Genomic DNA, 23,776 nt, shown 5'->3' on the forward strand with positions numbered 1-23,776 from the left:
ACTGCGCCACGTGGTGGGGTCGGTAACATCAGGCACCGGCCCTGAGGGCTCACCCCATGCCCACCACCGCCGGTCGAAGCCGCCGGAGGTGCCCATGAGTGCAGAGGCCACGAACCCCGAAGCACACGCAGAAATGCGCCCTGAGCTGCGCAGACGTGGCCGTAGCCGGCTCGATCTGCGCCGCCTGGGCCGAGCCGCCCTGCTCGGGCCCGCGTCCCGGGACCGCCTCCCGGCCGCCATCGGACACGTAGCAGAAGCGCACCGCGCCCACCACCCGGACGCGGACCTGTCCATCCTGCGCCGTGCGTATCTCCTGGCGGAGTCCTCGCACCGCGGCCAGATGCGCAAGAGCGGCGAGCCGTACATCACGCACCCGCTCGCCGTCACCCTCATCCTGGCCGAACTCGGCGCCGAGACCACGACCCTGACGGCGTCCCTGCTCCACGACACCGTCGAGGACACCGAGGTGACCCTCGATCAGGTCCGCGCCGAGTTCGGCGACGAGGTCGCCTTCATCGTCGACGGCGTCACCAAGGTCGAGAAGATCGACTACGGCGCCGCCGCCGAACCCGAGACCTTCCGCAAGATGCTCGTCGCCACCGGCAACGACGTCCGCGTCATGTCCATCAAACTCGCCGACCGGCTGCACAACATGCGCACCCTCGGCGTGATGCGCCCCGAGAAACAGGCCCGCATCGCCAAGGTCACCCGCGACGTCCTGATCCCGCTCGCCGAACGCCTCGGCGTCCAGGCCCTCAAGACCGAGCTGGAAGACCTCGTCTTCGCGATCCTGCACCCCGAGGAGTACGAGCGCACCCGCGAGCTCATCGCCTCCCACTGCGGCGCGGACGACCCCCTCCTCGCCATCGCCGAGTCCGTCCGCACCGTCCTGCGCGAAGCCGGCATCACCGCCGAGGTGCTCGTGCGCCCCCGGCACTTCGTCTCCGTCCACCGCATCTCCCGCACCCGCGGCGAGCTGCGCGGCCCCGACTTCGGCCGCATCCTCGTCCTCGTCGGCGAGAACGCCGACTGCTACGCCGTCCTCGGCGAGCTCCACACCTGCTTCACCCCGGTCGTCTCGGAGTTCAAGGACTTCATCGCCGTCCCGAAGTTCAACCTCTACCAGTCGCTGCACACCGCCGTCGCCGTCCCCGAGGGGTACGTCGCCGAAGTCATCGTCCGCACCCGGCAGATGCACCGCGTCGCCGAAGCCGGCGTGGTCGCCCTCGGCAACCCGTACGCCACCGGCGAGGGCGCCGACTGCGAGGAGGAGCGCGTCGACCCCACCCGCCCCGGCTGGCTCTCCCGGCTCCTCGACTGGCAGCAGTCCGCGCCCGACCCCGACACCTTCTGGACCGGGCTGCGCGCCGAACTCGCCCAGGACCGCGAGATCACCGTGTACCGCGCCGACGGCGGCACCCTGGCCCTGCCCGCCGGGGCCAGCTGTATCGACGCCGCCTACGCCCAGCACGGCGAGGCGGCCCACGGCTGCATCGGCGCCCGCGTCAACGGCCGCCTCACCTCCCTCTCCGCCCCGCTCTCCGACGGCGACACCGTCCAGCTGCTGCTCGCCCAGGACGCCTCCTCCGGGCCCGCCGCCGACTGGCTGGAGCACGCCCGGACCCCCGCCGCCCGGATCGCCATCAGCGGCTGGCTCCAGGCCCACCCCGACGGGGCCGTACCCGCCACCGCCGCCCCCCGCGCCCCGCTCTCGGTGCCCGGGCTGCGCGGGGGCGGGGGCAACGCCGTCGCCGACCTCCCCGACGCGCACGTCCGGCTCGCCGGCTGCTGCACCCCCGTACCGCCGGACGCGGTCGCCGGGTTCGTCGTACGGGGCGGGGCCGTCACCGTCCACCGGATCCACTGCCCGGCCGTCGCCCAGATGCGCTCCCTGGGCCGCACCTCCGTCGCCGTGCACTGGCGGGCCACCGCCGACTGCCGGGTCACCCTGCTCGCCGAATCGTTCGGCCGCCCGCACCTGCTGGCCGACCTGACCGAGGCCATCGCCCGCCAGGGGGTCGAGGTGGTCTCCGCCACCGTGGAGCCGCCCGTGGAACAGCGGGTCCGGCACAGCTACACGCTCCAGCTGCCCGACGCCTCCGTGCTGCCGGGCCTGATGCGGGCGATGCGGGACGTACCCGGCGTCTACGACGTCGGCCGGGCCTGAGGGGCCGGGGGCGGGTGCCGGAGGCCGGGGGAGGCCGGGAACGGCCGGGGGAGTCTCGTTCGGGTGGATCCGTCGCGCGCCGCGCGCGGGCCCGCGGCGGGCGCTGGTAAGCGGTGGTGGATGCAGCTCTCCTCCCCCCGCCTGCGCGCCGCCCTGCTCGCCGCGGCCTCGCTCACCCTCGTCGCCGCCGCGCTGCCCCCGCCCAAGGCGCTCGGCATCGGCGACCGGCTCTTCCCCGAGCTCGGCAACCCCGGGTACGACGTCCTCTCGTACGACCTCTCCCTCACGTACAAGGACAACCGCAGCCCCCTCGACGCGGTCACCGCCATCGAAGCCCGCGCCCTCGCCCCGCTGGAGCGGATCAACCTGGACTTCACCCACGGCAAGGTGGCCTCCGCCGAGGTCAACGGCGAGCCCGCGCGGTTCGAGAGCGCGGGGGAGGACCTCGTACTGACCCCCGCACACCCCGTCGCCGCCCACACCCCGCTGCGCATCACCGTGCGGCACACCAGCGACCCGCGCGGCTCGGCCGACGGCGGCTGGGTCACCACCGACGACGGCCTGGCCATGGCCAACCAGGCCGACGCCGCCCACCGCGTCTTCCCCTGCAACGACCACCCCGCCGACAAGGCCTACTTCACCTTCCGGGTCACCGTCCCCGAGGGCTACACCGCCGTCGCCAACGGCCTGCCCGCCGCCCTCCCGGCCGCCCGCGCGGGAGGCGCCGCCCAGTGGACGTACCGGACCCTGCACCCGATGGCCACCGAGCTCGCGCAGGTCTCCATCGGCCGCTCCGCCGTCCTGCAGCGCACCGGGCCGCACGGGCTGCCGCTGCGCGACGTGGTGCCCGCCGCCGACCGGGAGCGGCTGGAGCCCTGGCTGCGCAAGACCGCCGGGCACATCGAGTGGATGGAGCAGCGGGTCGGCCGCTACCCCTTCGAGAACTACGGGGTCCTGATCGCACGCGCCCGCACCGGCTTCGAGCTGGAGACGCAGACCCTCTCGCTCTTCGAGAACAGCCTCTTCGCGGGGGAGGCCGAGGGCTACCCCGAGTGGTACGTGGAGGCGGTCATGGTCCACGAGCTCGCCCACCAGTGGTTCGGCGACAGCGTCACCCCGCGCACCTGGTCCGACCTCTGGCTCAACGAGGGCCACGCCACCTGGTACGAGGCCCTGTACGCGGACGGGCTCGGCAAGTACTCCCTGGAGCGGCGCATGCGCGAGGCGTACCAGCGCTCCGACCAGTGGCGGGCGGCGGGCGGCCCCCCGGCGGCACCGAAGGCGGCGGCCCCCGGGCAGAAGATCGGACTCTTCCGGCCGGTGGTCTACGACGGGTCGGCGCTGATCCTCTACGCGCTGCGCGAGGAGATCGGCACGGAGGCCTTCGACCGGGTCGAGCGGCGGTGGGTGGCGGACCACAAGGACGGGACCGCGGGAACCGACGACTTCGTGCGCCTGGCCTCCCAGGAGGCCGGACGCGACCTCTCGGCCTTCCTGGAGCCCTGGCTCTACGGGGAGAAGACCCCGCCGATGCCCGGCCACCCGGACTGGAGCGCCCCGGCGGCCCCGAAGGCGACGGCGGACGCCTCCCCGAAGGCCTCCCCGAAGGCCTCTCCGAAGGGGGCGCCCGCCGCCGCCCACGCCCCGGCCCCGAAAGCGGGCGGGAAAACGGTATGACGGGCCGGGAACGGGCATGTCACCATCGTCGAGGCCGACGACGGGGCGGTCCGGGGAATCACCGGGCGGAGTCCTGCGTTGGACGTGACAGTGCCGGTCACGCAGGCCGGTACCTTTGGCCCTAGCCGGCGCGCATGCAATCGAATCGACGTAAGGATCCAATGACCTCCTCTTCATCCCCTTCCCAGGACCCGCGGGACGCGCAGGACGTGCGGGACCCGCAGCGCTTCACCGAGAGCCTTCGGGCCGATGCCCTGATGGAAGAGGACGTCGCCTGGAGCCACGAGATCGACGGAGACCGGGACGGCGACCAGTTCGACCGCTCCGAGCGCGCGGCCCTGCGCCGCGTGGCCGGTCTCTCCACCGAGCTCGAAGACGTCACCGAGGTCGAGTACCGCCAGCTCCGCCTGGAGCGCGTGGTCCTCGTCGGTGTCTGGACCTCCGGCACGGTGGGCGACGCCGAGAACTCCCTCGCGGAGCTCGCGGCCCTCGCCGAGACGGCGGGCGCCCTCGTACTCGACGGTGTCATCCAGCGCCGCGACAAGCCCGACCCGGCCACCTTCATCGGCTCCGGCAAGGCCCGCGAACTGCGGGACATCGTGCTGGAGAGCGGCGCCGACACCGTCGTCTGCGACGGTGAGCTCAGCCCCGGCCAGCTCATCGCCCTCGAGGACGTCGTCAAGGTCAAGGTCGTCGACCGGACCGCCCTCATCCTGGACATCTTCGCCCAGCACGCCAAGTCCCGAGAGGGCAAGGCGCAGGTCGCCCTCGCGCAGATGCAGTACATGCTGCCCCGTCTGCGCGGCTGGGGTCAGTCGCTGTCCCGGCAGATGGGCGGCGGCGGCGGTGGCGGCATGGCCACCCGAGGCCCCGGTGAGACCAAGATCGAGACCGACCGGCGCCGCATCCGCGAGAAGATGGCGAAGATGCGCCGGGAGATCGCCGAGATGAAGACCGGCCGCGACATCAAGCGGCAGGAACGGCGCCGCAACAAGGTGCCCTCGGTCGCCATCGCCGGCTACACCAACGCCGGAAAGTCCTCCCTGCTCAACCGGCTCACCGGCGCGGGCGTCCTGGTGGAGAACGCCCTGTTCGCCACCCTCGACCCGACCGTGCGCCGGGCCGAGACCCCGTCCGGCCGCGTCTACACCCTGGCCGACACCGTCGGCTTCGTCCGGCACCTGCCCCACCACCTCGTCGAGGCCTTCCGCTCCACGATGGAGGAGGTCGGCGACTCCGACCTCATCCTGCACATCGTGGACGGCTCGCACCCGGCGCCCGAGGAGCAGCTGGCGGCGGTCCGCGAGGTCATCCGCGAGGTCGGCGCGGTCAACGTGCCCGAGATCGTGGTGGTCAACAAGGCCGACGCCGCGGACCCGCTCGTCCTGCAGCGCCTGCTGCGCATCGAGCGGCACTCCATCGCCGTCTCGGCCCGCACCGGCCAGGGCATCGAGGAACTCCTCGCGCTCATCGACAGCGAGCTGCCGCGTCCGGCCGTCGAGGTGGAGGCCCTGGTGCCGTACACCCGCGGCGGGCTGGTCGCCCGGGCGCACGCCGAGGGCGAGGTGATCTCCGAGGAGCACACCCCGGAGGGCACCCTGCTCAAGGCGCGGGTCCACCGGGAACTGGCGGCCGAACTGGCGCCGTACGTCCCCGCCAAGCAGTAACGCCGGCCGCAGACGCAGACGCAGACGCAGACGCAGACGACCGGGGGCCTCCGCCTAGTGCGGAGGACCCCCGGTCGTTTCGTGTGCGGAGGGGACTACGCCCCGTCCGCGCTCACCGCTTGAACTTGGTGCTCACCGCGTCGTAGATCGCCTTGGCCTCGGGCCCCAGCTTCGGGCCGGCCAGCCAGCCCGCCTTCGCCGGACCGATCGAGGTGTTCGACACCAGCGCCGGCTTGCCGTCGGCGCCCGTCGCGATCCAGCCGCCGCCGGAGGAGCCGCCCGTCATCGTGCAGCCGATCCGGTACATCACCGGGTCCTCCTTGTGCAGCGCCAGACGGCCCGGCTTGTCCGTGCACTGGAAGGTCTTCTGGCCGTCGAAGGGAGCCGCCGCCGGGTAGCCCGTCGCCGTCATCCCCGTGATCTTCGGGACCGCCGGGGCGTTGAACTCCACCGGGAGCGCCGTACCGACCGTCTCCTCCAGGGACTTGCCGCTGCCGCCCTTCTCCGGGGTCACGTGCAGCACCGCGAAGTCGTACGGAGCGCCCGCGCCGCCCGTGGGCCCGCCGGTCGCGATCCACTGGTCGGAGGTCTGCGCCCAGTCGCTCCACCACACGCCGTACGGGGCCACCTGCTCGCGGGGCGCGCCCTTGAGCTCGGCCGCCGGACGGCCCGCGTTGTTGTACGAGGGGACGAAGGCGATGTTGCGGTACCAGCCGCCGGCCTTGCCCGCGTGGACGCAGTGGCCCGCCGTCCAGACCATGTTGGACTTGCCGGGGTGGGCGGGGTCCTTCACCACGGTCGCCGAGCAGACCATCGAGCCCTCGGGGCCGTCGAAGAAGACCTTGCCGGACGCCGGGACGGTGGAGTGGTACGGCGAGACCGCGGCCTTGGCCGTCACCGGGGCCGGCGTCGGGTCGGTGACGCCCTGGTCCTTGCCGGCGTCCGGGTCGACGGCCGGGGTCTGCGGCTGCTCCGCGTCACGCATCCGGTCCGGGTCCCACAGGCCGTCGATGATGGGGTTGACGTAGTCGTTCGCCTCGCGGAGCCAGTCCTCCTTCTTCCAGTTCTTCCACGCGCCCCCCTTCCACTTCTCCATGTCGAAGCCGTGCTCTTTGAGCTTGTCCTTGAGCTCTTGCGGGATCTTGATCGGGCCGTCCGCGGCGCCGCCGGACGGGAGGCTCGCTGCCACGGTCGGCTTGGCGTCGCCGCCGGCCTCCCCGTCGCCGGGTCCGCAGGCCGCGGCGGTCAGCGCGAGCGCGGCCGCGCAGAGGGCCGCGGTGACCGGTCGGTTCGGTCGCATGTCGTAAGTCCCCCAGGTGCTTCGAGGTGTTGGGACGGTGTCGTCCAGGGTGCTTCGGTTCGCTTTCGCAGCACCCCACTATGCCGCCGCCGTTGAAGACGGCGGCCCCCGGGTCGGCGGTTCCGGTCCCCGGCCGGCGTCTTCGCCGGCTGCTCGCACCGGGTGCGGGCGCGCCGCGGCGGGCTGCTGAGGGACGTTCAGGAGGACCGGGGCCCCAAGGATCTTCGGCCGACCCGTGATCCGGCGCCGCCGCCGTCGTTGGTACGTACGGGGGACGGTGCAGCAGCGTTCGTGTTCGAGGCGCAATCCGGAAGAGGAATCCGTGCGGGAGGTCCGACAGTCGTGTCCCTGACCGAGCAGGCCGCAGCCGCGGCACAGATCGCGCCCCAGGGCGGCCGCGGGGGCGCCGCGGCCGAGGGCATCCTGGGCAGGCAGGCACTGCGGGAGTCCGCCGCCCGGACGTACGCGCGCTCGCTGCCCATCGTCCCGGTACGGGCGCGCGGGCTCACCATCGAGGGCGCCGACGGGCGGCGCTACCTCGACTGCCTCTCCGGCGCCGGCACCCTCGCCCTCGGGCACAACCACCCCGTCGTCCTGGAGGCCATTCGCGGGGTCCTCGACTCGGGCGCCCCGCTGCACGTGCTCGACCTCGCGACCCCGGTCAAGGACGCGTTCACCACCGAGCTCTTCGCCAACCTGCCGACCGGGCTGGCCTCGGACGCCCGCGTCCAGTTCTGCGGGCCGGCCGGGACGGACGCCGTCGAGGCCGCGCTGAAGCTGGTCCGGGCGGCCACCGGCCGCTCCGGCCTCCTCGCCTTCGCCGGGGCCTACCACGGCATGACGGCCGGGGCGCTCTCCGCCTCCGGCGGGGCCACCGACGTCCGCGTGACCCGGCTGCCCTACCCGCAGGACCACCGCTGCCCCTTCGGGGTCGGCGGCGCTGAGGGCGCCCGGCTCTCCGCGGCCTGGACCGAGAGCCTGCTCGACGACCCCAAGGGCGGGGTGCCCGCGCCGGCGGGCATGCTCGTCGAACCCGTCCAGGGCGAGGGCGGGGTCCACCCGGCCCCGGACGACTGGCTGCGCCGGATGCGGGAGATCACCGAGACCCGGGGCATCCCGCTGATCGCGGACGAGGTACAGACCGGAGTGGGCCGCACCGGCGCCTTCTGGGGCGTCGACCACTCCGGGGTCGTCCCCGACGTGATGGTCCTGTCCAAGGCGATCGGCGGCAGCCTGCCCCTCGCCGTGATCGTCTACCGCTCGGAGCTGGACGTCTGGGCTCCCGGGGCCCATGCCGGAACGTTCCGCGGTAACCAGCTCGCCATGGCCGCCGGCACCGCCACCCTCGCCTACGTCCGCCGCAACGGCCTCGCCGAGCGCGCGGCGGAGCTGGGCGGGCGGATGCAGACGGCCCTGCGCGGCCTGGCGGGCGACCAGCCCTGCATCGGCGACGTCCGGGGCCGGGGCCTGATGCTCGGCATCGAGATCGTCGACCCCGACACCGGGGCCGCCGCCCCCGCCCTCGCCGCCGCCATCCGCCAGGAATGCCTGGACCGCGGCCTGATCGTCGAACTCGGCGGCCGCCACGGCGCCGTGGTCCGCCTGCTGCCCCCGCTCACCCTGACCGACGAGCAGGCCACAGCCGTCCTGGACCGCCTCGCCGACGCCGTCCCCGCCGCCGCCCACTGACCCGAGGACCCCCATGCCCCACCCCGAACCCCCCACCCCCACCCCCGTCCCACCCCACCCCCACCCCCTCCCGACCACCCTGCCTGCCGCCGCCCCCACCCGCCCGGAGGTCCACCCGCCCGCCGCCGCAAGCCCCCGCCCGGCCACCCTGCCTGCCGCCGCCCCCACCCGCCCGGCCCCCCACCCGCCCGCCGCCGCCCCCACTCATGCGGAACTTCGACCGCCCATCCCGCCCGCCGCCCCCACCCACCCCGAGCCCGGACCGACTCCCGCGACCAGCCCCCGCTCCCACCCGGACACCCGAGCTGCCGCAGTGCCCGCCACCCCCGCGACCCACACGAGGCGCCCGCCCATCCCCACCACCACCGTCCGCCCGCCCGACTCGGACGCTCCGACGGCACTAGGCGTTGCCGACCTCACGGCCCGAGGGACGAGCTCGCCGACCACCGTCCGCCCGCCTCACACGGACGCCCTGGCAGTCGCAGGAGCAGCCGACTCCGCGTCCGGTGCGACGGGCCGGGCTATCCGCGTCACCGTCGGTGCGCCCCACCGGGACTCTCTCGCGGACGCAGGGGTCGCCGACCCCGAGGCCCGAGCGTCGAGCTCGCCGACCGCCGTCCGCCCGCCTGACACGGACGCCTTGGCAGTCGCAGGAGCAGCCGACTCCGCGTCCGGTGCGACGGGCCAAGTCATCCCCGTCACCGTCGGCCCATCCCACCCGGACGCTCGCGCCGCCGGGGAGGTCGCCTTTGAAGCCGCCGCCCTCGCCACCCATACGACAGGCACGGCCATCCCCGCCACCGTCCGCACGCCCCGCTCCGACGCCCCGGCCGTCGCGCAGGCCGCCCCCCGCGAGGCCCGTGCGGCCGGTTCGGCCATTCCCGCCGAGGGCCTGCCGTGCCACCCCGATACCCCCGCCGCCCGTCCGGGCGGCCCCGGCGAGGCACTGCACCGCGAGGCCCCCGCCGGCCCGGGACCGGCCCGTTCCGCCGGGACGGTCCTGCCCGTGGACCCGCCCCCCGCCCAGACCGGCCGTCCGGCGGCCACACCACCTGGGCCCGTGCCGTCGGCCTCCGGGCAGGCCGCCCCTCTGGCCCGACCGACCACGACGCCCTGGGCGGAGGACCCGGACCCGGTCGGGGCGGGGGAGTGCGCGCACCTCACGGAGCCGGCCGCCACCCCGCCCCCGGACCATCCCGGGCAGTCGGCCCACGCGACGCCAGCCCCCGCACCGGCGCTCCCGGCGGGCACCGACCGGCCCGGGCCGCAGGACACCCCCCAGCCCCCTCGGCCGGAGGCCGGGCCCGCTCCGGTGCTGCCCTGGGCCGGAGCCGCATCGGCTCAGGCGCCCGGTACCCCGCAGGGGGACCGGGACCGGGCCGCCGACCCCGGGCCGGGGCTGCCCGGGCCCGGCCCGGGGTCGGCAGGCGCCCGGGGCGGGACCGTGCCCCGGCAGAAGGCCGCGACCCCCCGGCCCCTGGCGGGCGGGGCAGGACCCGCCGGGCCCGACCCGGCGGTGCTGCCCGACCTGCTGGACCACCCCGACCCGGCCACCGCAGCCGAGGCCGCCACCGTGGAGAACCTGCTGCGGTGCTGGATCCGCGAGAGCGGCATCGGCCGCCCCGACGGGCCCGTCGGTACCCTGCTCCGCATCCCTCTCCCCGCGTCCGCCGCCGCGCTGCTCGTCCCCGTCCGGCACTGGTCCGCGGCCGGCTGGCACCGCTTCGCCCCCGCCCGCATCGAGGGCGCCCCCGCCGACGCCCCCGCTGTGGACGCCGTCACCCTCGCATCCCTGCTCGCCCGCGAGGGCAACGGCCGCGGCGCCGACCTCGTCGGCCGCGTCGCCGACTCGGTGCGCCGCACCACCGAGTTCATCGCCGACCGGCGCCGCCGCCCCGCCGCCCCCGCTCCCATCGCGAGCGACCTCTTCCTCACCGCAGAGCAGTCCCTTCTCCTCGGCCACCCCCTCCAACCGGACCCCAAGAGCCGCGAAGGACTCTCCGAAGCCGAAGCACACCACTATTCACCCGAACTCCACGGCTCCTTCCCCCTGCACTGGATCGCGGTCGCACCGACCGTCCTCGCCACCGAATCCGCCTGGACCGAACGCGGCCGCCCGGTCTCTGCGGCCCGGCTCCTCACCCGGCTGGCCCCCGGCCTCCCGCTGCCCGCCGGCACCACCCCCCTTCCCCTGCACCCCTGGCAGGCCCGCGACCTCCTCCAGCGCCCCGCCGTCACCGCCCTGCGCGACGCGGGACTCCTGACCGACCTCGGTCCGTACGGAACCCCCTGGTACCCCACCTCCTCCGTCCGCACCGTCCACCGCCCCGGCGCGCCCGCCATGCTCAAGCTCTCCCTGGGCCTGCGCATCACCAACTCCCGTCGCGAGAACCTCCGCAAGGAACTCCACCGCGGCGTCGAGGTGCACCGGCTGCTCCGCACCGGCCTCGCCGAGCAGTGGCAGACCGCCCACCCCGGCTTCGACATCGTCCGCGACCCCGCCTGGGTCGCCGTCGACACACCCGACGGCACCCCCGTGCCGGGCCTCGACGCCCTGCTCCGACACAACCCCTTCCGCTCCGACGACGACGCGGTCTGCGTCGCCGCACTCACCTCCCCACGCCCGTGGCCGAGCCGCACCACCATGCGGTCCCGGCTCGCCGACACCGTCTCCCGGCTCGCCGCGACCACCGGGCGCCCCGCCTCCGCGGTCGCCACCGAGTGGTTCCTGCGCTACCTGGACCAGGTCGTCCTGCCGGTCCTCGCCTTCGACGCGCTCGCCGGCATCGCCCTCGAAGCCCACCAGCAGAACACCCTGGTGCTCCTCGACCGGGCCGGCTGGCCCGTCGGCGGCCGCTTCCGCGACAACCAGGGGTACTACTTCCGCGACTCCCGGCGCACCGAACTGGAACAACGGCTCCCCGGGATCGGCCGCGCGAGCGACACCTTCGTCCCCGACGCCGTCACCGACGAACGCTTCGCCTACTACCTCGGCATCAACAACGTGCTCGGCCTCATCGGTGCTTTCGGCTCCCAGCGGCTCGCCGACGAGCGCGTGCTCCTCGCCGCCTTCCGCCGCTTCCTCGGCAAGGCCACGGGCCTCGGCCCGCTCCCCGCGCAGCTGCTGGACTCACCCACCCTCCGCTGCAAGGCGAACCTGCTCACCCGCCTGGGCGGCCTCGACGAGCTCGTGGGCCCCGTCGACACGCAGTCCGTCTACGTCACCATCGCCAACCCCCTCCACGACTGACGCGAGCCCACCGACACGGAGAAGAGCCCGATGCCCCCCGCCGAAACCACCACCAGCACCTTCACCGGCCTCGCCCGCCAGGGGACCGCCCGGCACGAGACCACCGGACACCGCTTCACCGTCGGACTGCTGCCCCTGCTCGCCGAGGCGGACCTCCTCGACTCACCCGCGGGCTGGGGCTCCCTTCCCACACCGGCCGGAGCCTTCCGCCTCGAACCCGTACGGCCGGGCCGGGACCTCCCGCTCCTCACCCGCTGGATGAACGACCCCGACGTGGCCGCCTACTGGGAACTGGCCGGCGCCTCCGCCGTCACCGCCGCCCACCTGCGGGCCCAGCTCGACGGCGACGGCCGCAGCATTCCCTGCCTCGGCCTGCTCGACGGGACCACGATGAGCTACTGGGAGATCTACCGGGCCGACCTCGACCCGGTCTCCCGCCACTACCCGGCGCGCCCCCACGACACGGGTATCCACCTGCTGATCGGAGACGGCACGAACCGCGGCCGGGGCCTGGGGACCACGCTGCTGCGCGCCGTCACCGAGCTCGTCTTCGACAACCGCCCGCGCTGCACACGGGTCATCGCCGAACCGGACATCCGCAACACCCCCTCCGTATCAGCCTTCCTCGCCGCCGGTTTCCGCTATGCCACGGAAATCGAACTCCCCGGGAAGCGTGCCGCCCTGATGATCCGGGACCGGTCGCTGCGCAATCTCCTCTGATCGCCGCCGTCGACCCGCCGTCCGTCCTCCCAGGCCGTTCCTTCACGCCTCTCCCTTCGAAAACTCCGCGTCCCGCCGCGAAGTTCCCGATCCACGAGGAGTCCCGTGCCGACCTTCCCCGCAGCCCCCGACTCCATGGAGCCCGCCTTCCCCCCGTCGCCCCGACACCCCCGCACACCCCCCGAGCTCAACCGTCCGACCTGGGACTCCGCCGCCCGCCGGCTGCTCGCCAAGATGCTCGCCGAGTTCGCCTACGAGGAGATCGTCACCCCAGCCCCGGCACCGGCGGCCGCGGGCGACGCCTGGACCCTGACCCTCGACGACGGCAGCAGCCTCGGCTTCCGCGCCCGCCGCCGCGCCTACGGGAGCTGGCAGGTCGCACCGGAGACGATCACGCTCACCCCGCCGGCACCCTCCACCGGACCCCCGACGTCCTTCGGCGACCCGTACGGCTTCCTCGTGCGCGCCCGCACCCTCCTCGGCCTCGACGGCCCCACCCTCGGCCACCTGATCCGCGAGCTGAGCGCCACCCTCGCCGCCGACGCCCGCCTCGACCACCACGCCCTCACCGCCGACGTCCTCGCCGACCTGGACTACGCCGCGCTCGAAGGCCACCAGACGGGCCACCCCTGGCTCGTCGCCAACAAGGGCCGCGTCGGATGGTCAGCCGCCGACGCCGCCGCCTGGGCCCCCGAGGCCCGCACCCCCCAGCGCCTGCCCTGGCTCGCCGCCCACACCTCCCTCGCCGAGTACCGCGGCGGCGCCGGCCTGGAGGACCCCGCGCGCCTCTACGGGGCCGAACTCGACCCCGTCACCCGTGCCGTCTTCGACGGGACCCTCCGCGAGCGCGGACTGGACCCCCTCGGCTACCTCTACCTGCCCGTCCACCCCTGGCAGTGGGACGAGGTCGTCCTCCCCCTCTTCGCCCCCGCCCTCGCCTCCGGCGCCCTGGTCCCGCTCCCCGCCGACCCCGACGAACGGCTCCCGCAGCAGTCCGTCCGCACCTTCCTCAACCTCACCCGCCCCGACCGCCACAGCGTCAAACTCCCGCTGTCCGTCCTCAACACCATGGTCTGGCGGGGCCTGCCCGGCGACCTCACCCTGGCCGCCCCCGCCGTCACCGCCTGGATCCACTCCCTGCGCGACGCCGACCCCTTCCTGCGCGACGAATGCGGGGTCATCCTGCTCGGCGAGGTCGCCTCCGTCACCGTCCGCCACCCCGTGTACGGCCGGCTCCCCGAGGTCCCCTACCAGTACAAGGAACTCCTCGGAGCGATCTGGCGCGAACCCCTGGCCCGTCACCTCGCCCCCGGCGAGCGCGCCCGCACGCTCGCCTCGCTCCTCCACACCGACCCGCGCGGCCGCTGCTTCACCGCGGAACTCGTCGCCCGCTCCGGCCTCGCCCCCACGGCCTGGCTCCAGCGGCTCTTCGCCGCCCTGCTGCCCCCGCTGCTCCACTTCCTCTACCGCTACGGCACCGTCTTCTCCCCGCACGGCGAGAACGCGATCGTGGTCTTCGACCAGCAGGACGTGCCCGTCCGCCTCGCCGTCAAGGACTTCGTGGCCGACGTCGGCATCAGCAGCGCCCCGCTGCCCGAGCAGGAGTCCCTGCCCGAGGAGGCCCGCGCCGTCCTGCGCTCCGAGCCGCCCGCCTTCCTCACCCAGTTCCTCCACGCCGGCCTGTTCGTCGGGGTCTTCCGCTACCTCGCCGCCCTGTGCGAGGACCGCCTCGCCGTCCCCGAGGACGACTTCTGGTCCCTCGTACGGGCGGAGATCCTCCGCCACCAGGCCCGCTTCCCCGACCTCAAGGACCGCCACGAGCTCTTCGACCTGCTCACCGAGCGGATCGACCGGCTCTGCCTCAACCGCAACCGGCTCCACCAGGACGGCTACCGCGACCGCCCGGACCGCCCCCACGCCGTCATCCACGGCACCGTGCCCAATCCCCTCTACCGCCCGTGAGGCCCGAGGGGTACGCCGCTGTCGGCGGCGCCCCGTAGGGTTGGTCCTGCTATGACGAAGCCCTCCCTCCCCGACCTGCTGCACGCCGCCGTCTCCGCCGTCGGCGGCACGGAGCGCCCCGGCCAGGTGGCCATGGCCGAAGCCGTCGCCGAAGCGATCGACGACAACTCCCACCGGCTGATCCAGGCCGGCACCGGCACCGGCAAGTCCCTCGGCTACCTGGTCCCGGCCCTGGCGCACGGCGAGCGCGTCGTCGTGGCCACGGCGACGCTGGCACTCCAGCGCCAGCTCGTCGAGCGCGACCTGCCGCGCACGGTCGAGGCCCTCCACCCGCAGCTGCGCCGACGGCCGCAGTTCGCCATGCTCAAGGGCCGGTCCAACTACCTCTGCCTGCACCGGCTGCACGAGGGCGCCCCGCAGGACGAGGAGGAGGGCCTCTTCGACCAGTTCGAGGCGGCCGCCCCCACCAGCAAGCTCGGCAAGGACCTGCTGCGCCTGCGCGACTGGGCCGACGAGACCGAGACCGGCGACCGCGACGACCTCACCCCCGGCGTCTCCGACAAGGCCTGGGGTCAGATCTCGGTCTCCTCCCGGGAGTGCCTGGGCGCCACGAAGTGCGCGTACGGCGCCGAATGCTTCGCCGAGGCGGCCCGAGAGCGGGCCAAGCTCGCGGACGTGGTCGTCACCAACCACGCGCTGCTCGCCATCGACGCCATCGAGGGCGCCCCCGTACTGCCGCAGCACGAGGTCCTGATCGTGGACGAGGCCCACGAGCTGGTCTCCCGCGTCACCGGCGTCGCCACCGGCGAGCTCACCCCGGGCCAGGTCAACCGGGCGGTGAAGCGTGCCGCCAAGCTGGTCGACGAGAAGATCGCGGACTCCCTGCAGACCGCCGCGGAGACCTTCGAGCGGGTGATGGAGCTGGCGCTCCCCGGCCGCCTGGAGCAGATCCCCGACGACCTCGGCTACGCGCTGGCCGCCCTGCGCGACTCCGCCCGCACCGTGATCTCCGCGATCGGCGCCACCCGCGACAAGTCCGTCCACGACGAGGACGCCATCCGCAAGCAGGCCCTGGCCGCGGTGGAGAACGTCCACACGGTGGCCGAGCGGATCATGCTCGGCTCCGAGTACGACGTCGTCTGGTACGAGCGCCACGACCGCTTCGGCGCCACCCTCCGGGTCGCGCCGCTGTCGGTGTCCGGGCTGCTGCGCGAGAAGCTCTTCGAGGACCGCTCGGTGGTCCTCACCTCCGCCACCCTCAAGCTCGGCGGGGACTTCAACGGGGTCGCGGCCTCGCTCGGCCTCTCCCCGGAAGGGGTCGAGGGGGAGGGCGTGCCGCTCTGGCGGGGCCTGGACGTCGGGTCCCCGTTCGACTACCCGAAGCAGGGCATCCTCTACGTCGCCAAGCACCTGGCCACCCCGGGCCGTGAGGGCACCCGCGGGGACATGATGGACGAGCTGGCGGAACTGATCGAGGCGGCGGGCGGCCGGACCCTCGGCCTCTTCTCCTCCATGCGCGGTGCCAAGGCGGCCGCCGAGGAACTGCGCGGACGGCTCGACAACCCGATCCTGCTCCAGGGCGAGGAGACGCTGGGCGAGCTGATCAAGGCCTTCGCGGCGGACCCGCGCACCTGCCTGTTCGGCACGCTCTCGCTCTGGCAGGGCGTGGACGTGCCCGGTCCCAGCTGCCAGCTGGTGATCATGGACCGGATCCCGTTCCCGCGCCCCGACGACCCGCTGATGAGCGCGCGGCAGAAGTCCGTGGAGGAGAACGGAGGCAACGGCTTCATGGCGGTCGCCGCCACCCATGCGGCCCTGCTGATGGCCCAGGGCGCCGGCCGCCTCGTTCGGGCGTCCGGGGACCGGGGCGTCGTCGCGGTGCTCGACCCCCGTCTGGCCACGGCCCGGTACGGGAGCTTCCTGCGGGCCTCGCTGCCCGACTTCTGGTACACGACGGACCGCAACCAGGTCCGCCGCTCACTGGCCGCGATCGACGCGAGCGCGAAGGCAGACGACCAGTAGGTCCCGGCCGACGGGCGCAGAGCGGGCATACGAACAGTGGGCATACAACAGCTCCGGGACCGGCGCAGAGGGTCCCGGAGCTGGCTGAGGGGGCGAGCGGTCAGACGCGGCGCAGTACGGCGACGACCTTGCCGAGGATGGTCGCCTCGTCGCCGGGGATCGGCTGGTAGGCGGCGTTGTGCGGGAGCAGCCAGACGTGGCCGTCCTCCCGCTTGAAACGCTTGACCGTCGCCTCGCCGTCCAGCATCGCGGCGACGATGTCGCCGTTCTCCGCGACGGGCTGGCGGCGGACGGTGACCCAGTCGCCGTCACAGATGGCGGCCTCGATCATCGAGTCGCCCACGACCTTGAGCACGAAGAGCTCACCGTCGCCGACGAGCTGGCGGGGGAGCGGGAACACGTCCTCGACCGACTCCTCGGCGAGGATCGGGCCGCCGGCCGCGATCCGGCCGACCAGGGGAACGTAGGAGGCGGCGGGCTTGCCGGTGGTGTCGGTGGGCTGCGAGCTGGGCTGGTCGGAGCCGCGCACCTCGTAGGCGCGGGGACGGTGCGGGTCGCGGCGCAGGAAGCCCTTGCGCTCCAGGGCCATCAGCTGGTGCGCGACCGAGGAGGTGCTGGAGAGGCCGACGGCCTGGCCGATCTCGCGCATGGACGGCGGGTAGCCGCGACGCTGCACCGAGTCACGGATGACCTCGATGACCCTCCGCTGCCGATCCGTGAGTCCGGAGCTGTCGGCGCGGATGCCTGGAGGTCGCCCTGGCAGCGAGCGTGCGGGGCGTACGGCGGCCTCCGCCTCCGGGTTCTGACTTGCGTCATTCATGGCATGCACCGGCTCGAGTCGGCTCTGGGAGCGGTTCTGGGCAGTGATGGTGGCACTGTCTGCGGTGGTGGTCACGTCGGCCCCTCTCGAAATGTTCTCCCTAGCTGGACAACGGTAGTAGCTTTCGAAAGGTTGCGCCAAACACACGTTCGAGTGAAAAATCGCGGATCCCCCACCTGGGTTAGAGCGGTGGGTGTATGGACGGCCGGTGTGGATGACCGGCTCGAACGGCGGCCCGGAGGGGTGCGGTCGGCCCGTCGTCCGAACGCGGATTCGGAACCGCGTGTGCTGCTTACGGTACCCTTCCCGGTTGGGTCGCCACCGCTCGGGCTCGTGCCCAGTGTGGCACCGCAACCGCCGGAATCCGGCCATCGGGCCCCGCGACACGCGTAGGGGTGCAAATCCTGCCCAACGCAAGATCTAGTGGTTGGATGAGCGTCACAGCCCACAAGTTGTGGTCGGGGTCTGCTCGGGGCTCCGGGATCGCATATGCTTGTGGCTGCTTCACGAGCCCCCGGCGGAGACTCGCTCTCTGTCGCTGAGGGGCTCCGTGGGGTGATTCAGTCGTGCCAAGAGGAGGGTGAGGGAACCATGCACTGCCCCTTCTGCAGGCACCCCGACAGCCGCGTCGTCGACAGCCGCACCACCGATGACGGAACGTCGATCCGCCGGCGCCGTCAGTGCCCCGACTGCTCCCGTCGCTTCACGACGGTGGAGACGGCGTCGCTGATGGTGATCAAGCGAAGCGGGGTCACCGAACCCTTCAGCCGCACCAAGGTCATCTCTGGCGTCCGCAAGGCGTGCCAGGGGCGGCCGGTCACCGAGGACGCCCTCGCCAAGCTCGGCCAGCGGGTCGAGGAGGCGGTGCGCGCCACCGGGAGCGCCGAGCTGACCACCCACGACGTGGGTCTGGCCATACTCGGCCCGTTGCAGGAGCTCGACCTGGTCGCGTACCTGCGGTTCGCGTCCGTTTACAAAGCTTTCGACACCCTTGAAGACTTCGAGACCGCCATCGCGGAACTCCGCGTGCCGCGGCCTCATCCCCATGAGTGCGAGCCCGGAGGGACCCCCTCGGTCGTCCCCGTGCCCGCCTCCGCCGCCGACTGACCGGACGGGGCCGCAGCGCAGTGCGGCCCCGCCGGTCGGCAGGGCGAGATTCGTAGATCCAGGACACAGCATTGTGCCGCGGAATATCGCTGGCACTTTAGGGCGTTTTTGCCCGCATATGGGAGGCAGGCGGCATGACAGAGACGGCGAGCAGCTCGGCACGTGGTTCCCGCGCCAAGGGGACCAAGGCCGCCAAGGGCGGCCTGCGGATCGAGCGCATCCACACCACCCCCGGCGTGCACCCGTACGACGAGGTGAACTGGGAGCTCCGTGACGTCGTCATGACGAACTGGCGCGACGGCTCGGTCAACTTCGAGCAGCGCGGCGTCGAGTTCCCCGACTTCTGGTCGGTGAACGCGGTCAACATCGTCACCAGCAAGTACTTCCGCGGCGCCGTCGGCACCCCGCAGCGCGAGACCGGTCTGAAGCAGCTCATCGACCGCATCGTGAAGACCTACACGAAGGCCGGCGAGGACTACGACTACTTCGCGTCCCCCGCCGACGCGGAGATCTTCGAGCACGAGCTGACCTACGCCCTCCTGCACCAGATCTTCAGCTTCAACTCCCCGGTGTGGTTCAACGTCGGCACGCCCCAGCCGCAGCAGGTCTCCGCCTGCTTCATCCTGTCCGTCGACGACTCCATGGAGTCGATCCTCGACTGGTACAAGGAAGAGGGCATGATCTTCAAGGGCGGCTCCGGCGCCGGCCTGAACCTCTCCCGCATCCGCTCCTCCAAGGAGCTCCTCTCCTCCGGCGGCAACGCCTCCGGCCCGGTCTCCTTCATGCGCGGCGCCGACGCGTCCGCCGGAACGATCAAGTCGGGCGGCGCCACCCGCCGCGCGGCCAAGATGGTCGTCCTGGACGTGGACCACCCGGACGTCGAGGACTTCATCGCCACCAAGGTGAAGGAGGAGGAGAAGATCCGCGCCCTGCGCGACGCGGGCTTCGACATGGACCTGGGCGGCGACGACATCACGTCCGTCCAGTACCAGAACGCCAACAACTCCGTCCGCGTGAACGACGAGTTCATGACGGCCGTCGAGAACGGCACCGAGTTCGGCCTGCGCGCCCGCATGACCGGCGAGGTCATCGAGAAGGTCGACGCCAAGGCGCTCTTCCGCAAGCTCGCCGAGGCCGCGTGGGCCTGCGCCGACCCGGGCATCCAGTACGACGGTGTGATCAACAACTGGCACACCTGCCCCGAGTCCGGCCGCATCACCGCGTCCAACCCCTGCAGCGAGTACATGCACCTGGACAACACGTCCTGCAACCTCGCCTCGCTGAACCTGATGAAGTTCCTGAACGACGACGGCAAGGGCAACCAGTCCTTCGACGCCGAGCGCTTCGCCAAGGTCGTCGAGCTCGTCATCACCGCGATGGACATCTCCATCTGCTTCGCGGACTTCCCGACGCAGAAGATCGGCGAGAACACCCGCGCCTTCCGCCAGCTGGGCATCGGCTACGCCAACCTCGGCGCCCTCCTGATGGCGACCGGCCACGCGTACGACTCGGACGGCGGCCGCACCCTCGCCGCCTCGATCACCTCGCTGATGACCGGCACCGCGTACAAGCGCTCCGCCGAGCTGGCCGCCATCGTCGGCCCGTACGACGGCTACGCCCGCAACGCCGACTCGCACAAGCGCGTCATGAAGCAGCACGCCGACGCCAACGCCGTCGCGCCGCGCACCGAGGACCTGGACAACGCGATCTGGGCCGCCGCGACCGAGGCCTGGCAGGACGTCCTGCGCCTCGGCGAGAAGAACGGCTTCCGCAACTCCCAGGCCTCCGTCCTCGCGCCGACCGGCACCATCGGTCTCGCGATGTCCTGCGACACCACCGGTGTCGAGCCGGACCTGGCCCTGGTCAAGTTCAAGAAGCTCGTCGGCGGCGGCTCGATGCAGATCGTCAACGGCACCGTCCCGCAGGCCCTGCGCCGCCTGGGCTACCAGGAGGAGCAGATCGAGGCGATCGTCTCCCACATCGCCGAGCACGGAAACGTCGTCGACGCCCCCGGCCTGAAGACCGAGCACTACGAGGTCTTCGACTGCGCGATGGGCGAGCGCTCCATCTCCCCGATGGGCCACGTCCGCATGATGGCCGCGATCCAGCCCTGGATCTCCGGCGCGATCTCGAAGACGGTCAACATGCCGGAGACGGCCAGCGTCGAGGAGATCGAGGAGATCTACTTCGAGGCGTGGAAGCTGGGCGTCAAGGCGCTCGCGATCTACCGCGACAACTGCAAGGTCGGCCAGCCCCTCTCCGCGAAGAAGAAGGAGGAGGAGAAGGCCGAGATCACCGAGAAGGCCGAGGAGACCATCCGCACGGCGGTCGAGAAGGTCATCGAGTACCGCCCGGTCCGCAAGCGCCTCCCCAAGGGCCGCCCGGGGATCACCACCTCCTTCACGGTCGGTGGCGCCGAGGGCTACATGACGGCCAACTCCTACCCGGACGACGGCCTGGGCGAGGTCTTCCTGAAGATGTCCAAGCAGGGTTCGACCCTCGCGGGCATGATGGACGCCTTCTCGATCGCCGTCTCGGTCGGTCTGCAGTACGGCGTCCCGCTGGAGACGTACGTCGCGAAGTTCACCAACATGCGCTTCGAGCCGGCCGGTATGACGGACGACCCGGACGTGCGGATGGCGCAGTCGATCGTCGACTACATCTTCCGCCGCGTGGCGCTCGACTTCCTGCCCTTCGAGACCCGCTCGGCCCTCGGCATCCACTCCGCCGAGGAGCGCCAGCGCCACCTCGACACCGGCTCGTACGAGCCGCTCGAGGAGGAGATCGACACCGAGTCCCTGGCCCAGTCGGCGCCCGTCGCCCCCGTGGTCAAGCCGGTGGCGGTCGTCCCGGTCCCGGCCCCGAAGACGGCGCACAGCAACGCCGAGCTGGTCGAGATGCAGATGGGCGTCTCCGCCGACGCTCCGCTCTGCTTCTCCTGCGGTACGAAGATGCAGCGCGCCGGCTCCTGCTACATCTGCGAGGGCTGCGGCTCCACCAGCGGCTGCAGCTGACGGCTGACGCCTAGCACCACGTAAGAGGGTGCCGACCTGCGGGTCGGCGCCCTCTTCGGCGTTTCCGGTGCGGGAGCGGTGAATACGGTTGGTGCGCGGAGCCGGCGTGGTGATCATGGGGAGGGGCCCGCGGGCACGCGCGGGCCCGGGAACACCACGACGGGGAGCGGATGGGCATGTGGAACGGTGACGAGCTGGATCTGGCCGCCTACCTGGCGCGGATCGGGCTGGGCGGCGACGGCCGGGAACTCCGGCCGGACCTAGGCACGTTGTACGCGGTGCACCGGGCGCACACCGCCACCATCCCCTTCGAAAGCCTGGACGTCCTGTTCGGCCGGCCCGTCGCGCTGGAGGTCGAGGCCCTCCAGGAGAAGCTCGTGCACGGCCGCCGCGGCGGCTACTGCTACGAGCAGAACTCGCTGCTGGCCGCCGCCCTGGAACGGATCGGCTTCGAGGTCTCCGGGCGCGGCGCCCGCAACCGCACCCGGGGCGACACCCTGCTCCCGGTGACGCACGCCGCGCTCGTCGTCACGGTCGACGGCGAACCGTGGCTCTGCGACGCGGGGTTCGGCTACCAGGGCCCGCGCGAGCCCGTCCCGCTGGGGCGGCCCGGGACCGAGGTGCGCCAGGGCCGGTGGACCTTCGCCGTCCACGAGGAGGAGGGCGGCGTCCTGGCCCTCCGCATCCGCCGCGGTGACGCCTGGCGGGACCTGTACGCCTTCTCCCCGCAGCGCTACCACCCCGTCGACTACGTCGTGCTGAACCACTACAGCTCCACCCACCCCCGCTCCGCCTTCATCGGGCAGACCCTCGTACAGCTCCCGGGCGACACGGTGCGCACGACACTCGTCGGGCGGGAACTCATGCGCCTCCACCCCGACGGGCGGACCGAGCGGGAGGCCGTCGCCCCGGACGGACTGCTCGCCCTGATCGAGCGGGAGTTCGGTCTTCGGCTGCCCGAGCGGGATGCGGCCGAACTGGTACGGATCCACCGCTCCGGGGACTGACCGGGGCCGGTCCCCGGCCCGTACGATGGCGCGGTGCTGGTCAAGTGGATTCGCTGCACGGTGACGGACCGACGCGGGTTCGAGCGCGGGCAGCGCAAGTGGGCGGGGCTGCCCGGCGAACCCGGATTCCGGGGGCAGGGCGGCGGCTGGAGCAGGGGCCGGCAGGGGGTCGCGCATGTCTTCGCGTTCTGGGAGAGCCGTTCCTTCTACGACTCCTTCATGGCCCGCTCGCACGACAGACTGGCGGCCGCGCAGGCGGGCACCTACACCGACGCCCGGGTCACGCTCTTCGACTACCGCTTCGACGTGAAGACCGGCTTCGAGCCGCGCTTCACCGACGCCGACGTGGTCCGGGTCGCGCACACCCGGGTCCGGGAAGGCCGCGTGGAGCACTTCGCGCTGATGCAGGAGAAGGTCTGGAACCCCGCCATGGCCGGGTCGCCCGGGATGATCCGGGGACTCTTCGGCGAGGCGCCGGGCCGTGAGTTCCTGGTGCTGTCCATGTGGCGTGCCGCCGCCGAGCACGGCAAGTACCGGCAGGAGCGGGTGGAGCGGCTCTCGCTGCGCGCCCAGACCGAGGCGGACGTGGAGGCCCTCACCGGGGACGTCGTGGACCTCGAACCCGGCTGGACGGTATGACCGTACGACGAACCGCTCCGGCGACCGGCGTGCCCGGGGCGTGCTCGCCCCGGGGGCCGCATAGGGTCGGGGCATGGTTCGACCACGGCGCATCGTCCTCGTCCGGCACGGGGAATCGGAGGGAAACATCGATGACACGGTGTACGAGCGCGAGCCCGACCACGCCCTGCGCTTGACCCCCGCCGGCCGCGAACAGGCCGCCGAGGCCGGGGTCCGGCTGCGCGAGCTCTTCGGCGACGAGCACATCAGCGCCTACGTCTCCCCGTACCGCCGGACCCTCCAGACCTTCCGCGAGCTGCGCCTGGACCCCTCGCGGGTGCGGATGCGCGAGGAGCCCCGGCTGCGCGAGCAGGACTGGGGCAACTGGCAGGACCGCGACGACGTGAAGCTCCAGAAGGCCTACCGCGACGCCTACGGGCACTTCTTCTACCGCTTCGCCCAGGGCGAGTCGGGCGCCGACGTCTACGACCGCGTCGGCTCCTTCCTGGAGAGCCTCTACCGCAGCTTCGAAGCACCCGACCACCCCGAGAACGTCCTGCTGGTGACGCACGGTCTGACGATGCGGCTGTTCTGCATGCGCTGGTTCCACTGGTCGGTGGCCGAGTTCGAGGCCCTCTCCAACCCCGGGAACGGCGAATTCCGGGTGCTGATGCTCGGTCCCGACGGACGGTACCGGATGGACCGCCCGTTTGAGCGGTGGACCACACCCGAGCCTTATGACCTGGACGGCTAAAG

At 72.8% G+C, this 23,776-nt stretch carries 15 protein-coding genes; 13 read left to right on the forward strand and 2 right to left on the reverse strand.

Annotated features, from left to right (window positions below; translation table 11 throughout):
- Nucleotides 1-94: 94 nt before the first annotated feature.
- The 3 genes from ACIRBY_RS30075 to hflX all read left to right on the forward strand — a co-directional run bounded on the left by ACIRBY_RS30075 (nt 95) and on the right by hflX (nt 5,511).
- The gene (locus ACIRBY_RS30075) at nt 95-2,167 is read left to right on the forward strand and encodes a RelA/SpoT family protein (protein WP_403906384.1); all 2,073 of its coding nucleotides are present in this window, start codon (nt 95-97) and stop codon (nt 2,165-2,167) included.
- Nucleotides 2,168-2,287: 120 nt separating this feature from the next.
- A complete protein-coding gene (locus ACIRBY_RS30080; protein WP_403906387.1) occupies nt 2,288-3,844 on the forward strand; it encodes a M1 family metallopeptidase in 1,557 nt (518 codons plus the stop codon).
- Between the two features lie 161 nt (nt 3,845-4,005).
- Nucleotides 4,006-5,511: a GTPase HflX gene (gene hflX / locus ACIRBY_RS30085; RefSeq protein ID WP_403906390.1), complete on the forward strand. Its 1,506-nt coding sequence runs from the start codon at nt 4,006-4,008 to the stop codon at nt 5,509-5,511.
- A 112-nt stretch (nt 5,512-5,623) separates the two neighbouring features.
- On the opposite strand, the gene ACIRBY_RS30090 is transcribed toward hflX, so the two are convergent.
- Nucleotides 5,624-6,811, reverse strand: coding sequence for a trypsin-like serine peptidase (locus ACIRBY_RS30090; RefSeq protein WP_403906393.1), 1,188 nt, complete (start codon nt 6,809-6,811; stop codon nt 5,624-5,626).
- Between the two features lie 348 nt (nt 6,812-7,159).
- On the opposite strand from ACIRBY_RS30090, the gene ACIRBY_RS30095 reads away from it, so the two are divergent.
- The 5 genes from ACIRBY_RS30095 (at nt 7,160) to ACIRBY_RS30115 (ending at nt 16,454) form a co-directional block, all read left to right on the forward strand.
- The gene (locus ACIRBY_RS30095) at nt 7,160-8,500 is read left to right on the forward strand and encodes a diaminobutyrate--2-oxoglutarate transaminase family protein (RefSeq protein ID WP_403906532.1); all 1,341 of its coding nucleotides are present in this window, start codon (nt 7,160-7,162) and stop codon (nt 8,498-8,500) included.
- A gap of 1,399 nt (nt 8,501-9,899) precedes the next feature.
- A complete protein-coding gene (locus tag ACIRBY_RS30100) occupies nt 9,900-11,750 on the forward strand; it encodes an IucA/IucC family protein (RefSeq protein ID WP_403906535.1) in 1,851 nt (616 codons plus the stop codon).
- A gap of 30 nt (nt 11,751-11,780) precedes the next feature.
- Nucleotides 11,781-12,470 (forward strand): GNAT family N-acetyltransferase, encoded by a 690-nt coding sequence (locus ACIRBY_RS30105; protein ID WP_403906395.1) that lies wholly within the window; start codon nt 11,781-11,783, stop codon nt 12,468-12,470.
- 105 nt (nt 12,471-12,575) lie between these two features.
- Nucleotides 12,576-14,432: an IucA/IucC family protein gene (locus ACIRBY_RS30110; RefSeq protein WP_403906397.1), complete on the forward strand. Its 1,857-nt coding sequence runs from the start codon at nt 12,576-12,578 to the stop codon at nt 14,430-14,432.
- Nucleotides 14,433-14,483: 51 nt separating this feature from the next.
- Nucleotides 14,484-16,454 (forward strand): ATP-dependent DNA helicase, encoded by a 1,971-nt coding sequence (locus tag ACIRBY_RS30115; protein WP_403906399.1) that lies wholly within the window; start codon nt 14,484-14,486, stop codon nt 16,452-16,454.
- 100 nt (nt 16,455-16,554) lie between these two features.
- On the opposite strand, the gene lexA is transcribed toward ACIRBY_RS30115, so the two are convergent.
- Entirely contained in the window at nt 16,555-17,349 is a 795-nt protein-coding gene (gene lexA / locus ACIRBY_RS30120; protein ID WP_042810077.1) for a transcriptional repressor LexA, read from the reverse strand.
- A 516-nt stretch (nt 17,350-17,865) separates the two neighbouring features.
- Between lexA and nrdR the strand changes: the two genes are divergently transcribed.
- The 5 genes from nrdR to ACIRBY_RS30145 all read left to right on the forward strand — a co-directional run bounded on the left by nrdR (nt 17,866) and on the right by ACIRBY_RS30145 (nt 23,774).
- A complete protein-coding gene (gene nrdR, locus ACIRBY_RS30125) occupies nt 17,866-18,381 on the forward strand; it encodes a transcriptional regulator NrdR (protein ID WP_403906402.1) in 516 nt (171 codons plus the stop codon).
- Nucleotides 18,382-18,515: 134 nt separating this feature from the next.
- Nucleotides 18,516-21,395, forward strand: a complete 2,880-nt coding sequence (locus ACIRBY_RS30130) for a vitamin B12-dependent ribonucleotide reductase (RefSeq protein WP_403906404.1) — start codon at nt 18,516-18,518, stop codon at nt 21,393-21,395.
- A 170-nt stretch (nt 21,396-21,565) separates the two neighbouring features.
- The gene (locus tag ACIRBY_RS30135; RefSeq protein ID WP_403906407.1) at nt 21,566-22,402 is read left to right on the forward strand and encodes an arylamine N-acetyltransferase; all 837 of its coding nucleotides are present in this window, start codon (nt 21,566-21,568) and stop codon (nt 22,400-22,402) included.
- Nucleotides 22,403-22,435: 33 nt separating this feature from the next.
- Nucleotides 22,436-23,041 carry a YdbC family protein gene (locus ACIRBY_RS30140; RefSeq protein WP_042810081.1) on the forward strand — a complete coding sequence of 202 codons (606 nt, stop codon included), beginning with the start codon at nt 22,436-22,438 and terminating at the stop codon, nt 23,039-23,041.
- A gap of 73 nt (nt 23,042-23,114) precedes the next feature.
- Nucleotides 23,115-23,774, forward strand: coding sequence for a histidine phosphatase family protein (locus tag ACIRBY_RS30145; protein ID WP_403906410.1), 660 nt, complete (start codon nt 23,115-23,117; stop codon nt 23,772-23,774).
- Nucleotides 23,775-23,776: the final 2 nt, after the last annotated feature.

Origin of the sequence: Streptomyces sp. NPDC096136, from assembly GCF_044763325.1 — a bacterium.
In the GTDB taxonomy this organism is placed as follows: Bacteria; Actinomycetota; Actinomycetes; order Streptomycetales; family Streptomycetaceae; genus Streptomyces.